Annotated in this window: 13 protein-coding genes; 10 read left to right on the top strand and 3 right to left on the bottom strand. The window is 70.0% G+C overall.

The features are described 5' to 3' along the window. Positions 1–201: 201 nt before the first annotated feature. Complete coding sequence (locus CVV76_RS04275; protein ID WP_102223373.1) at positions 202–816, top strand: DUF6778 family protein; 615 nt, start codon at positions 202–204, stop codon at positions 814–816. 98 nt (positions 817–914) lie between these two features. On the opposite strand, the gene CVV76_RS04270 is transcribed toward CVV76_RS04275, so the two are convergent. Together CVV76_RS04270 and CVV76_RS04265 are read right to left on the bottom strand one after the other, a co-directional pair. Beyond that, complete coding sequence (locus CVV76_RS04270) at positions 915–1,757, bottom strand: GH25 family lysozyme (protein WP_332888525.1); 843 nt, start codon at positions 1,755–1,757, stop codon at positions 915–917. A gap of 187 nt (positions 1,758–1,944) precedes the next feature. Continuing rightward, positions 1,945–3,132, bottom strand: a complete 1,188-nt coding sequence (locus tag CVV76_RS04265; protein ID WP_102223372.1) for a pyridoxal phosphate-dependent aminotransferase — start codon at positions 3,130–3,132, stop codon at positions 1,945–1,947. Between the two features lie 246 nt (positions 3,133–3,378). Here CVV76_RS04265 and CVV76_RS04260 point away from each other — a divergent pair, with 246 nt between their 5' ends. The 5 genes from CVV76_RS04260 to CVV76_RS04240 all read left to right on the top strand — a co-directional run bounded on the left by CVV76_RS04260 (position 3,379) and on the right by CVV76_RS04240 (position 8,951). Continuing rightward, a complete protein-coding gene (locus CVV76_RS04260; RefSeq protein ID WP_102223371.1) occupies positions 3,379–3,765 on the top strand; it encodes a VOC family protein in 387 nt (128 codons plus the stop codon). Between the two features lie 532 nt (positions 3,766–4,297). Beyond that, on the top strand, positions 4,298–5,692 hold the full coding sequence (cysS, locus tag CVV76_RS04255; protein ID WP_102223370.1) for a cysteine--tRNA ligase: 1,395 nt from the start codon (positions 4,298–4,300) through the stop codon (positions 5,690–5,692). A 117-nt stretch (positions 5,693–5,809) separates the two neighbouring features. Beyond that, positions 5,810–7,480, top strand: a complete 1,671-nt coding sequence (cimA, locus tag CVV76_RS04250; RefSeq protein WP_102223369.1) for a citramalate synthase — start codon at positions 5,810–5,812, stop codon at positions 7,478–7,480. Beyond that, entirely contained in the window at positions 7,477–8,193 is a 717-nt protein-coding gene (locus tag CVV76_RS04245; RefSeq protein ID WP_102223368.1) for a class I SAM-dependent methyltransferase, read from the top strand. Before cimA ends, CVV76_RS04245 begins: the two co-directional genes overlap by 4 nt. Continuing rightward, positions 8,190–8,951: a phytoene/squalene synthase family protein gene (locus CVV76_RS04240; protein WP_102223367.1), complete on the top strand. Its 762-nt coding sequence runs from the start codon at positions 8,190–8,192 to the stop codon at positions 8,949–8,951. The genes CVV76_RS04245 and CVV76_RS04240 overlap by 4 nt, the downstream gene beginning before the upstream one ends. Before the next feature lie 144 nt (positions 8,952–9,095). Here the strand turns inward: CVV76_RS04240 and CVV76_RS04235 are convergent, their stop codons facing one another. Beyond that, on the bottom strand, positions 9,096–10,322 hold the full coding sequence (locus CVV76_RS04235) for an MFS transporter (protein WP_102223366.1): 1,227 nt from the start codon (positions 10,320–10,322) through the stop codon (positions 9,096–9,098). Between the two features lie 172 nt (positions 10,323–10,494). Between CVV76_RS04235 and CVV76_RS04230 the strand changes: the two genes are divergently transcribed. The 4 genes from CVV76_RS04230 to CVV76_RS04215 all read left to right on the top strand — a co-directional run bounded on the left by CVV76_RS04230 (position 10,495) and on the right by CVV76_RS04215 (position 13,272). Next, positions 10,495–11,037: a DUF1697 domain-containing protein gene (locus CVV76_RS04230; RefSeq protein WP_102223365.1), complete on the top strand. Its 543-nt coding sequence runs from the start codon at positions 10,495–10,497 to the stop codon at positions 11,035–11,037. Between the two features lie 14 nt (positions 11,038–11,051). Continuing rightward, complete coding sequence (locus CVV76_RS04225) at positions 11,052–11,681, top strand: DNA-3-methyladenine glycosylase family protein (RefSeq protein ID WP_102223364.1); 630 nt, start codon at positions 11,052–11,054, stop codon at positions 11,679–11,681. After that, complete coding sequence (locus CVV76_RS04220; protein WP_102223363.1) at positions 11,678–12,406, top strand: alpha/beta hydrolase; 729 nt, start codon at positions 11,678–11,680, stop codon at positions 12,404–12,406. The genes CVV76_RS04225 and CVV76_RS04220 overlap by 4 nt, the downstream gene beginning before the upstream one ends. A gap of 281 nt (positions 12,407–12,687) precedes the next feature. After that, on the top strand, positions 12,688–13,272 hold the full coding sequence (locus tag CVV76_RS04215) for an HNH endonuclease (RefSeq protein ID WP_102223362.1): 585 nt from the start codon (positions 12,688–12,690) through the stop codon (positions 13,270–13,272). Positions 13,273–13,493: the final 221 nt, after the last annotated feature.

Below are 13,493 nucleotides of genomic sequence, written 5' to 3'. Positions count from 1 at the left end.
AGGGGGCGGCGCCGCCCTGCCGTGGTCGAACCGGCACTGGCCGGGCGGATGCAGCGGCGGGTATCCCCCTGCGGCGCGCGCCGAAACTGCGCGTATCAGGGCACAGGCCCGGGCTCATGATGCGCGGGCGGGGCCTTGGGCGTTGCGCAGGGGCGGGGGCGGGTGGCACATCCGGGATGACCTTCCCTGACGGAGCCCGCCATGATCGCCCGCCGTACCCTTCTCGTCCTGCTCGGGGCCACCGCGCTCGGCGCCTGCGCCACGCGCTTTGCCACCAGCTATCCCAGCGCGGTGCCACCGTCCGAGTCGCGCAACTGGCACCTCGCCCGGGTCGACGTGGCCGTTCCGCCGAACCTGACCGTGTCCGACGCCAACACCCTGGTGCCGGATGCCGATATCGTCTGGCACGGTGACGGTCCGGGTGACCGGCGGGCGCAGGTGGCGGCGATCCTTCGGACCGCGGTTGCCGCCGGTGCGCGGGGTCTGCCCGGCCGGCAGCCGGTGGTGATCGAGGTGTTCCTGCAGCGCTTCCACGCCCTGACGCCCCGGGCGGAGGCGCTCTCGATGCAGAACGTGGGGGTGCTGAACGTCGATTTCACCATCGCGGTGGTGGACGCCAGGAGCGGCAAGGTTCTGGTGCCGCCGACCCCGATCCAGGCCGCGCTGCCCGGCCTGACGGGCAAGGCGGCTGAGGAGGCCAGCGCCCGCGGCCAGACCCAGAAGACCGAGATCATCGCCCATGTCCGGGCCGTGGTCGCGGGCTGGCTGGGCGTCGGTCCGGATGCGCGCAATTCCTTCACCCGCATCGGGGCCTGAGCCGGGACCGGCGGTCTGGGCGCTCCGCCGGTCGCGCTTCGCCGATCGTGCCAGTCCGATCGTGTCAATCCGAACGCTGAAGGAACGGGCCGCCCACCTCAGGGCTGGCGCCGCCTGAGCAGCCAGGTCACCCAATCCCCCGCCGACCCCGCGAAGGTGTCAAGGTCGACCACGCCGCCGACGCCGGGCACCACGCCGGTGCCGCTGTATTGCCAGAAGGTCCAGCGCTCGTCTGGATAGATCTCGGACGGATGCGCCGCGACCGAGCGCAGCCAGATATCCGCGGTGTTGAGGCTGCCGAGGTCGTTGTCGGCGTAGAAGTCGGGCGTGGTGTAGATCACCGGAGCGGTGCCGAAGTGCCGCGTGACCAGGGCCGAGAAGGTGCGGATGTCGGCTTTCACCCGTGCGGGCGAGGGCCGGCGTGGGCAGGTGCGCGATGCGTGGTTCCATTCCATGTCGAGCACCGGGGGCAGGTCGCCCGGGTGGCGCGGCGCATGCGCGATGAACCATTCGGCCTGTTCGCGCGCGGTACGGCAGAAGTAATAGAAGTGGTAGAGCCCGACTGCGACCCCCGCGGCCCGGGCCGCGCCCATGTTGGCCTCGATCCCCGGATCGACGCGGTCACCGCCCTCGGTGGCCTTGAGCCAGGCGAAGCTGACCCCCGCGGCGCGGGCGCGGGACCAGTCGATCCGGCCCTGGAAGCGCGAGGCGTCGATCCCGTGCACCGGGTAGCGGTCGGGTGCCATCGGTCCCCAGTCGATCGGGCTGGTGTCGCCGAAGCTTCCCGGAATGCCGTCGGCCCGGTAATCCGCGGCCTCGAGATCGCGCGGTGCGGCCAGCCGCCCCTTGATCGGCCCGGGGCCGCCGCAACCCGCCAACGCGGCCAGCGCCGCCATCATCAGGACCGCACCGATCCGGTTTCCTGCCAGCCATGCTCGCACGCCGCTCTTCCCCCCCTGCTCGCGCCTCCGCCGATCCGTTGCGGCGGGGCCTGTCACCTATGGCAACGGGGGCGGAGGTCGGCGGGTTCCGGCCGGATCGTCAGATCCCGGGAGACGCCTGGCGCCGAGGCCCTGCGCGCGGAGGGCGCGGGCGGCGGCAGGGAGAAGTTTGGGGAGAGGTTCGGGGTCAGGCGTCCATCTGCCGATCGGCGAAGGAGGCGAGGCGTCCGATCGCCTCTTCGAACAGGTCGTCGGCGATGGTCAGGGCCACCCGGACGTGCCCGGCCGAGGCCGCGCCAAAGCTTTCACCCGGCATCACCGCGATCTTCTCCTCGTCGAGCAACCGGTTGGCAAAGCCCGTCCCGGTCAGGCCGGTGGCCCGGATGTCGAGCATCACGTACATCGCCCCGGACGAGGGGATCACCCGTATCGCGTTGTGCCCCGTGAGCACCCGCATCGCGATCTCGCGCCGGCGGCGGAAGGGGGCGGCGATCTTTTCCTCGAACGCCGGGCCCTGGCGCAGCGCGAAGAGGGCCGCGTCCTGGATGAAGGCGGGCACGCCATAGGTAGTGTTCGTGGCCAGCGTCGCGATCGCCTCGGCCACCGGCTCGGGCGCCACCACCCAGCCGAGGCGCGACCCGGTCATCGCGTGGCTCTTCGACATCGACCCCACGGCGATGGTGCGCCCGGCCATGCCGGGAAGCGCGCGGGGGCTGAGGTGTTCGCCCTGCCAGACCTGGCTGTCGTAGACCTCGTCCGAGATCAGCCACAGGTCCGCGTCGGTCACCGCGCGGGCGATCCCCTCCAGCGTGGCGCGGGGGTAGATCACGCCGGTGGGATTGTTCGGCGTGTTGATCAGCAGGGTCTTCGCCCCGCGCGGATCGGCGGCAACCGCGTCGTGGATCGCCCGTTCCTGCGGCAGGAAATCCTCGGACGAGCGGGTCGCCACCACGGCCGCATCGGCGCCGGTCGCACGGATCGTGCCGGGGTAGGTGGCGTAATAGGGGTCGCAGTGCAGGGCCCGGTCGCCCTGATCGAGCAGGGCCATGTGGGTCGCGAAGAGGGCGGCCTGCCCGCCGGGGGTGATGACGACGTTTCGCCAAGAGGTCTCCGCACCGGTGCGCGCGGCGACGCGGGCCGCCACCTCCTCGCGCAGGTCGCGGTTGCCGGGACCGAAGGCATAGCCGGTGTTGCCCGCCATGGCGCTGTCGTGCATCGCGTTCAGGATCGACGGATCGGTGCGGATGTCGTGCTCGCCGATGGTCAGGGTCAGCACGCGCTCTCCGGCCGCGATCATCTCGCGGGTGCGGTAGTAGATCTCCCAGCCGTCGCCGGCACCCTGCGTGATATGCCCGATCCGGTTCGCGATCTTCATGCCCGTCACTCCGCTGTGTTGTGCCGAGAGGGGGACCACAGGGGCCGGGGAAAGGCAAGAGGGACGGGGGAGAAGGTGTGGCGCGTGAGGCCGGGTGCGGAAAGGCCGGGGTGGAGAGAGTTTTCGGCGAAAACTCTCCGCGCGCGGCGAGGGGTTCGCGGCAGCAGGCACATTCGCGCTGGACCTGAAGGAGACTTGAGGAATTATCAGGGAGCCATCCGAAGCGAATCGAGGGAGATCGAGAGGATGGCGAAGATCGAACATGTGAACCTGACGGTGCGCGACCCGAAGGCGACGGCGGCTCTGATGGGGCGGCTCTTCGGCTGGGAGCTGCGCTGGGAGGGCCCGGCGCTTGGCAACGGCTACACCGTGCACGTGGGCACGGGGGACCAGTACCTTGCGCTTTACACCGGGCCGGGCGGCGCCGGGGCGCAGGTGCCCGCACAGGACAATTACCGCCAGCTGGGCGGGTTGAACCACGTGGGGGTGGTGGTCGACGACCTCGACGCCACCGAGGCGCAGGTCCGGGCCGAGGGGCTGGAGCCGATGAACCACGCCGATTACGAGCCCGGACGGCGGTTCTATTTCCATGACCGAGACGGGGTGGAATACGAGGTCGTCAGCTACGGCTGAGCCTCGGGCGGCAGGCGTGGGGTCCGGCCTGAGGGGAGGCTGAGGCCACCTCGGCGCGCATGCCTGCCACCGCGTGTCCGATGCGGGCACCCTGAACGGCCGCCCTTGCCTTGGGGGCCGGTCCCAACCCCCGAACTCGGGGCACCGTTGCCACCTGCGCGGTCGCCTGAACGAGCGCCGGTCGCGTATTTGCTCGTCGCTGCGTGGCGGCGTCCTGTGCGCCCGCGCGATCGGGACATGCGGCATGCGGATTTGGTCTGTGTAAAGCACCAGCATTGAGGGGTGGGCGCGCCATCCCAAGCGCAGGCCCTCGGCCGGCGTGTAGCCGGTGCCGGGGGAACGGCGGGGCGTGCGTGGGCGCTTGTCCCTTGCCTTGGCGCGGTGTGGCGTGTTAGCGACGGTGCCATGAGAACGAACGCCGCCCTCATCATCTGCTGCATTACCCGCTGACATCCGTCGCGCGGGCCCGTTCCTCTGTTCCAAAGCCAGACCGAACCTGATACGCCCGCCGGCGCCAGCCTGCGAGGAGACCATGGTCGAGATCCGCCTGACGAACACAAAGACCCGCAAGAAGGACATCTTCCGGCCGATCCGGGAGGACGACGTGCGGATGTATGTCTGTGGGCCGACGGTCTATGACCGCGCGCACCTGGGCAACGCGCGGCCCGTGGTCGTTTTCGACACGCTCTTCCGCCTGTTGCGCCATGTCTATGGCGAGGACCACGTCACCTACGTCCGGAATTTCACCGACGTCGACGACAAGATCAACGCGCGGGCGGCGAAGATGGTGTCGGACGGCGACACCCGCCCGCTCGAGGCGATCATCCGGCACCTGACGGACGAGACGATCGGCTGGTATCACGCCGACATGGATGCGCTGGGCGCGCTGCGCCCCACGCTGGAGCCGCGCGCGACCGAATGGATCGGCGCGATGATCGGCATGATTGAGGCGCTGGTCGCCAAGGGGCATGCCTATGCCAAGGACGGCCATGTTCTGTTCCGGGTTCGTTCCTATCGCGATTACGGTGCGCTGTCGGGCCGGTCGGTCGACGACATGATCGCCGGCGCCCGGGTCGAGGTGGCGCCGTTCAAGGAAGACCCGATGGATTTCGTCCTCTGGAAGCCCTCGACCGACGACCTGCCGGGCTGGGACAGCCCCTGGGGGCGCGGGCGTCCGGGGTGGCACATCGAATGCTCGGCCATGTCCTATGAGCTGTTGGGGGAGAGCTTTGACATCCACGGCGGCGGCATCGACCTGCAGTTCCCGCATCATGAGAACGAGCTGGCGCAATCGTGCTGCGCCCATCCCGGGGCGGGGTTCGCCAATGTCTGGATGCACAACGAAATGCTTCAGGTCGAGGGCAGGAAGATGTCCAAGAGCCTGGGGAATTTCTTCACCGTGCGCGATCTTCTCGATCAGGGCGTGCCGGGCGAGGTGATACGCTTCGTCTTCATGGGCACGCATTATTCCAAGCCGATGGATTGGACGGCGGAGAAGGCCGCACAGGCGGAGGCCACGCTGCGCAAGTGGCGCGGTCTCGTCGCGGGCATCGAGCCCGCGCCGAGCCCGGCGCCCGCGGTGGTGGCGGCGCTGGCCGACGACCTGAACACGGCGGGCGCCATCGCGGAGCTCCACCGTCTTGCGGGGGCGGGGGACGCGGCGGGGCTGAAGGCGTCGGCGGCGATGCTGGGGCTTCTGGAGGACGGGATGGGCAACTGGGCCGAGGCGCCCGCGGCCGACCTGTCCGGCTGGGCGGAGACGCTGGCCGAGGCGCGGGCGGCGGCGATGGAGAGTAAGGATTTCTCCCGCGTGGATCACCTCAAGGCCGGGTTGCTGGCCGCCGGGGTCGAAGTGCGGATGTCGAAGGCGGGGGTGGAGCTGCTGCCGGGGCCTGAGTTCGACGCCGCGAAGCTGGAGGGCTTGTGATGGGGGCCGCAGTCTCTCCCGTGACGCCCGTGACGCCCACGGCGGTGCGCCCGGGGGGGGCACACCCCCGGACCTCCGTGGAGTATTTTCGCCAAGATGAAGGCAGGGAGGGTCGCCATGACTAGGGAACGCCTCTACCTCTACGACACGACATTGCGCGACGGGCAGCAGACCCAGGGCGTGCAGTTCTCGACCCCCGAAAAGGTGCAGATCGCCGAGATGCTCGACGCGCTGGGCGTGGATTACATCGAGGGCGGCTGGCCCGGGGCGAACCCCACGGACAGCGAGTTCTTCGAGGCCCGCCCCGAGACCCGCGCCACCTTCACCGCCTTCGGGATGACGAAGCGGGCGGGGCGCTCGGCCGCCAATGACGATGTGCTGGCGGCGGTGATGAACGCGCGCACGCCGGCCGTCTGCCTGGTGGGCAAAACTCATGATTTCCATGTCACCACGGCGCTGGGCATCACGCTCGACGAGAACCTCGAGAACATCGGCGCCTCGGTCGCCCACATGGTCGCCGAGGGGCGCGAGGCGCTGTTCGATGCGGAGCACTTCTTCGATGGCTGGAAGGCGAACCGCCCCTATGCACTGGCCTGTCTGAAGGCCGCGCAGGATGCCGGTGCGCGCTGGATCGTGCTGTGCGACACCAATGGGGGCACGCTGCCCGCCGAGGTGCGCCGGATCGTGGCCGAGGTCATCGCCGAGGGGATCCCCGGCGAGATCCTCGGCATCCACACCCATAACGACACCGAGATGGCGGTGGCCGCCAGCCTTGCCGCCGTCGAGGCCGGGGTGCGGCAGGTGCAGGGAACGTTGAACGGTCTGGGGGAGCGCTGCGGCAACGCCAACCTGACCGCGCTGATCCCGACGCTGATGCTCAAGGAACCCTATGCCAGCCGCTTCGAGATCGGCGTCTCGCGCGCGGCGCTGGAAGGGCTGACCCGCACCAGCCGCAAGCTGGACGACATCCTCAACCGGGTGCCGCAGCGGGGCGCGGCCTATGTCGGGTCGTCGGCCTTCGCGCACAAGGCCGGGCTGCATGCCAGCGCGATCGTCAAGGATCCGTCGACCTACGAACATATCCCGCCCGAGGCGGTGGGGAACGAGCGCGTCATCCCGATGTCGAACCAGGCCGGGCAGTCGAACCTTCGCGCGCGCCTCAAGGACGCCGGGATCGAGGTGGCCCCGGGCGACCCGGCGCTCGGCCGGATCCTCGAGACCATCAAGCAGCGCGAGGATCAGGGTTATGCCTATGACGGCGCGCAGGCCTCGTTCGAGCTGGTGGCGCGGGCCGAACTGGGCCTGATGCCCACGTTCTTCGAGGTGAAGCGCTACCGGGTCACGGTGGAGCGGCGCAAGAACAAGTACGACCGGATGGTGAGCCTCTCCGAGGCCGTCGTCGTGGTGAAGATCGGCGACGAAAAGCGCCTGTCGGTGAGCGAGAGCATGGACGAGGCCGGATCCGACCGCGGGCCCGTCAACGCGCTGTCGAAGGCGCTGGCCAAGGATCTGGGGCCGTACCAGTGCCATATCGACGATCTGCGCCTCGTCGATTTCAAGGTGCGGATCACCCAGGGCGGGACCGAGGCCGTGACCCGCGTCATCATCGACAGCGAGGACGGGCAGGGGCGGCGCTGGTCGACGGTCGGTGTCTCGCCCAACATCGTCGATGCCTCGTTCGAGGCGTTGCTCGACGCGATCAACTGGAAGCTGGTGCGCGACGGCGCGGTGCCGGAGGGGGACAGCGGGCGCGCTCCGGTCACGGGGACCGCCGGGTCCGCCGCATGAGCGCGTTCCTCACGCTTTACGGCGGTCTCGACCGCGAAGGGCCGGGGGATCGCGAAAGCCTCGACTGGGCGCTCGGTGTGGCAAAGCTCGCCCCCGACGCGCGAGTGCTGGATGCGGGATGCGGCTCCGGCGCCGATCTGGCCGGGCTTCGCGCCTGGGTGCCCGCAGGCGCGGTTCTGGGGCTCGACAAGCACGCGGCCCTGGTGGACCGGGCGGCGCGGCGCTGCCCCGGCGACCCGGGGGTCATGGTGCGGCTGGGCGACATGGCGGCGCCCGGGGGGGAATTCGGGCTGATCTGGTCGGCCGGCGCGCTCTATTTCCTCGGGGTCGAGGCGGGCTTGCGGAGGTGGCGCGACCGGCTGGCCCCCGGCGGGAAGGTGGCGTTTTCCGAACTCGCCTGGCGACATCGTGCGGTGCCTGAGACGCCCCGGACCTTCTGGGCCGAGGCCTATCCCGCGATGACCGATACCGCGGGCATCGTCGGGGCGACCGAGGCCGCGGGGTTCCGGGTCATCGCGAGCCGCTGGCTGCCCTCCGCCGCATGGTGCGCCTATTACGACCCGCTGGCCGCGCGCTGCGATGCCCTCGAACAGGGGGGCGACCCGGATCTTGCCGCGGCGATCGCGCAGGCCCGGGCCGAGATCGCGCTCTGGCGCCTGCACGGCGGCAGCTACGGCTACCTGCAGGTGGTTGCGGAAGAGGGGGCGGCATGACACTCGACGCCTGCGCGCAGCTGGTCGAACGCGGCGATCCGGACCGGTTCCTGACGGCCCGGGGGCCGGGGGCGGAGCGTCTGCTGCCGCTCTATGCATTCAACCTGGAAATCGCCCGCGCGCCCTGGGTCACGCAGGAGCCGATGATCGCCGAGATGCGGCTGACATGGTGGCACGAGGCGCTGGACGAGATCGCGTCAGGCACGCCGCCGCGGGCGCATGAGGTGGTGGCGCCCCTGGCCGATGTCCTGCGCGACACCGGGATGGATCCCGCCCCGCTGCACGCGATGATCGACGCCCGCAGGATGGACCTGGAACGCGCGCCCTTTGCGACGGCGGATGACCTCTGGGCCTATCTCGAGGCAACTTCGGGCGGGTTGATGTGGGCCGCGGCGCAGGCATTGGGGGCGCCCGGCACGGCGCGCGCGGCGGTGGTGGAATTCGGGACGGGCACAGGCCTTGCGCTCTGGTTCCGCGCGGTGCCGAAACTCGTGGCCCTGGGCCGGGCGCCGCTGCCCGAAGGGGCGGAGATCGCGGCGCTGGCGCGCGAGGGGCTGGACCGTCTGGCGCGCGCCCGTGCCCGGCGCACCACGGTGCCCCCTGCGGCCCTGCCCGCGATGCTGGCGGGGTGGGAGGCCTCGGGCCTGCTTACCCGCGCCGCGGCCGATCCCTCGCGGGTCATCGAGAACGGGTTGGAGCGGGCCGAGTTTCGCAGGCGCGCGGGCCTCGCCGCCCGGGCCGTCTCGGGACGCTGGTAAGGGCGCGCTCTCAGACTTCTTTCTTGTCCAAATACTCATGCGACGTCGCCACGCGCGGGCGGCCCGCAGAGCAGAGATCGACGACCACCCGCGCCCAAGAAAATTCGAATTTTCTTGGCAAAATCCTTTGAGAAGGATTTTGGCTCACGCCTCCTTCGGCCGCAGCGCCAGCCAGATCAGCGCGCCGCCCGCCAGCACGAGGAAGGGCGTCATGGCGATGTTCACCATTTCCCACCCGGCCTGCGGCGTGCCGCCCGAGCAGTTCATCAGCCCGCCCGAGGCGAGCGAGGCGAAGGTGACGCCGCCAAATACGATCAGGTCGTTCAGCCCCTGCATCCGGCCGCGCTCTTCCGGGGCATGGGCACCGGCGAGCATCGTTGTGGCGCCGATGAAGCCGAAGTTCCAGCCAAGCCCCAGCAGGACCAGCGCGCCGAAGAAATTCATCAGATCGACGCCCATCATCGCAACCATTCCCGCCCCGGCAAGGATGACGAGGCCGGTCGCGATGATCCGCTCCACCCCGAACCGCGCGATCAGGTGGCCGGTGAAGAAGGACGGCACGAACATCGCCAGCACATGCGCCGTGACGATGTTTGCCGCATCCGACGTGTGGTAGCCGCAGCCCACCACGGCGAGCGGCGTCGAGGTCATCACGAGGTTCATCAGCGCATAGGACACCGTCGCGCAGATCACCGCGACCGCGATCCGGGGCGTGGTGATCAGCTCGGCCCGGGTGCGGCCCCGGGGCGCGTCATGGTGCGGGGTTGGCGGCTTCGGGATGTCGAGAAAGAGAAACAGCCACATGCCGAGGAAGTTGAGCGCGATCACCGCGAGGTAGGTGCCGAGGAAGGGCACGACATAGGCACCCACGGTGAGCTTCACCAGCTGCGGCCCGATGATCGCCGAGGCCAGCCCCCCCGCCATGACATAGGAGATCGCCTTGGGCCGGAACGCATCGGAGGCAGTGTCGGCGGCGGCGAAGCGGTAGAAGCCCTGCGCCGACATGTAGATCCCGGTGAAGAGCGCGCCGATCAGGAAGATCGCGAAGGACCCGGCATAGAGTGCGTAGGACTGGATCACCGCACCCAGCATCCCCCCGGTCGATCCCATCATGAACCCGGCGCGCCGCCCGAAGCGCTGCATGAAGGCCGAGTTCGGCGTCGCGGCCAGCATGGATCCGACCACGATCATCGAGATCGGCAGCGTGGCGAGACAGGGGTTCGGTGCAAGGCTCTGACCCGCCAGCCCGCCGATGGTGAAGTTCATCGGCATCTGCGCGCCGAGGACGGCTTGCGCCATCACCAGCACGGTCACGTTGCGCTTGGCGCGGCGGTCGGCCCGGGCAGGGGGCGTGGAAGCGGTCGTGTTCATGGCGGAAGCGGTAACGGCCGCGCGCGGTGCTGTGAAGAGGGAAAAGTCGTGGCGGTGGCAAACCTTGGCGCCCGGCGGGGGACGGAGTGGAAAGGTCGGAGCCTCCGGCGGGAGTATTTCGGCAAGAAAGAGGGGATGGCGGTGCGTCAGCGCCACGCGGTAGGGTGCCGGCATGACGGAGCGGCGGACATGGGTGGCACTTCTGCGCGGCATCGGCGGGGCGACGCATGCCCGCATGTCGATGGCAGACCTGCGCCATGCAGCCACGGCGGCGGGGTTCGAAGAGGTGCGCACGGTGCTGGCGACCGGGAACCTGGTCTTCGCCTCGGCGCGTCCCGAGGCCGCGATCCGGTCCGCGCTGGAGGCGGTGGTGGCCGATCACGGGCTGACGAACGCGGTGATCCTGCGCGACGGTGCGGCGCTCGGGGCTATTGCCGGGGCGAACCCGTTCGCGGAAGCCGCCAGACTACGCCCGGCGCATGTGCTCGTGCATTTTCTGGCGGAGCTGCCCGCCGCTGGGCATGAGGCGCGGCTGGCAGGCTATGCCGGGCCCGAAGCGGTAGTGCCGTCTGGGCGCGAGGTGTTCATAGATTACGTTGAGGGGATCGGCCGGTCGAAGCTGACCGCCCCGCGGCTGGAGCGGATCTTCGGCGTGACCGGCACGGCGCGGAACTGGTCGACGCTCGGCCGGCTGATCGCGGCGGTGGAGAGCTGAGGAGGAGGGCTGACGTGGTCGGGCGGATCGTCGAGGGGGAGGCGTGCATCGCCGAGGGGCTGGACTGGCTCACTGCCCGGGTGCCGGAATTCGCGCAGGCGCGGGGCGTCGCGGGCCCGGTGCCGGTGCGACGGCGTCCTGACGGCTTCGCCGCGCTGGTCGATGCGATCGTCAGCCAGCAGGTGAGCGTTGCCTCGGCCCGGGCGATCCACGGGCGCCTGCAGGCGGCGGGGCTGGTCGAGGCCGCCGCGATCGCGGCCGCGCGCGATGAGGATCTGCGGGCTTGCGGGTTGTCGCGGCCGAAGATGCGCTACCTGCGGGGGCTGGCCGGGGCCGGGGTTCCGTTCGAGGCGTTGCGCAGCCTGCCGGACGAGGAGGTGATCGCCACCCTTGTCGCGTTGCCGGGCATCGGGCGCTGGACGGCCGAGGTCTATGCCATGCTCTCGCTCGGGCGGGCCGACGTGTTCGCGCCGGGGGATCTTGCCTTGCAGGAGGCGGCGCGGGGGATCTTCGGCCTCGAGGCGCGACCCGGCGAGAAGGCGCTGCGCGCGATGGCCGAGGCGTGGTCGCCGTGGCGGGGCGTTGCGGCGCGGCTGATGTGGGCGTATTACGCGGCGCAACGCAGACGGGAGGGCATCGCATGACGACTGGCACGACGGGGGGCGCGACGGGTGCCCAGACGGGAACCCAGACGGGGGCCCGGACGGGCGGGGCGACGCGGACCCTCGACTTCGGGCGCAAGGGGCCGGCGAAGGGCACCTCGCTGGTGGTGCTGCTGCATGGCTACGGAGCCGATGGCGCCGACCTGCTGGGGCTGGCCGACGTGATGGATACCCATCTGCCGAACACTGTCTTCATCGCCCCCGACGCGCCCGAGCCCTGCGCCGGCAATCCCTTCGGGCGCCAGTGGTTCCCGATCCCCTGGCTCGACGGTTCCAGCGAGGAGGCGGCAAAGCAGGGCATGGCGGCCGCGCAGGAGGATCTCAGGGCGTTCCTGCAGCAGCGGATGGACGAAGAGGGGGTGACCCCCGCCGAGACCGCGCTTGTGGGCTTCTCGCAGGGGACGATGATGTCGCTGCACCTTGCGCCGCGCTGGCCCGCGCCCTTTGCCGGGGTGGTGGCCTTCTCGGGGCGGCTTCTGTCGCCCGAGACCCTGGCGGCAGAGGCGGTGTCGAAGCCGCCGGTGGTGCTGATCCATGGCGACGATGATCAGGTGGTGCCCTTCGAGGACATGAACCGCGCGGGGGTGGCGCTTCAGGCGGCGGGGTTCGACGTCTACGGCCACGTCATGAAGGGTACGGGCCACGGGATCGCCCCCGACGGGCTGGGCGTGGCGCTGCAGTTCCTCAAGGAACGGCTGCCGGGCTGAGGCACGCCCGACGGCTCCTTGTTGCCCCGCGTTGTCCGCTCGTTGCCCGCGGGTAGCCCACCGCGGCCGCCCTCTCGCCGCTGACTTTTCCGGTCGGCGCGCTATCTGTCATCCTGCTGTGACGCGGGCGGTTTATCCACATGCGCGTGGCTACCGCATCTGCGGGGCTTGTCAGGCGTGAAACGCCAGATATAGTTGATCTCAGCGGGGCGGAGCGGCCCGCCCCTAAAACCCGCGACCCCGCCGCAGGCTTCGGGGCCGGACGGCGAGAGGGTGTGCCCATGGACGGCGATTTCAGGACGACATTCGTGCGCGAGCCGGCGGCTTTGAAGCATTATCCGGCGCTGGTCCTGAACGCGGATTACCGGCCGCTGTCGTATTATCCGCTGTCGCTCTGGCCCTGGCAGGAGGCGGTGAAGGCGGCCTTCCTGGACCGGGTGACGATCCTCGCGGAATACGACACGATCGTGCGAAGCCCGACGACGGAGATCCGAATACCCTCCGTCGTCGTGCTCAAGGAATTCGTCAAACCGCAGAAGCGCGTGGCCTTCACGCGCTTCAATCTTTTTCTGAGGGACGAATTCCGCTGTCAGTACTGCGGCGCCCGGGGCGATCTGACCTTCGATCACGTGGTGCCGCGGGCGCGGGGCGGGGTGACCAGCTGGGAAAACGTGGTCGCCGCCTGTTCGCCTTGCAACCTGCGCAAGGGGTCGAAAAGCCTGCGGCAGGTGGGGATGAACCTGCGCAAGCCGCCGCGCCAGCCCACGGCGGCGGACATGCTGACCATCGGGCGCCGCTTCCCGCCGGGATACCTGCACGAGAGCTGGGTGGATTTCCTTTACTGGGATGCCGAACTGGAGGCGTGACGCCGGAACGGCCGGCGCGTCGCACCTGCCGCGCGGGCGGCCGGTTTCTGTGTGCGTTGAGGCGCACCTCGAAGACCGGGCGCCAGCTGTAGGGGGCCTTTCATAGCACCGCCTGCCGCCGACCCGGCGGGACCACCCTTGCGACCCCGGCGCCGGGTGCTAGACTCCCCCCGAGAGCGGGGCTAGAACGAGGCCCGTTAGCGCTAACGAAAATCCGCGGC

Origin of the sequence: Acidimangrovimonas sediminis (assembly GCF_002871005.1) — a bacterium.
Classification (GTDB): domain Bacteria; phylum Pseudomonadota; class Alphaproteobacteria; order Rhodobacterales; family Rhodobacteraceae; genus Acidimangrovimonas; species Acidimangrovimonas sediminis.
Note: the sequence above shows the minus strand (reverse complement) of the source record. Positions and strands in the feature narration are given on the sequence as shown.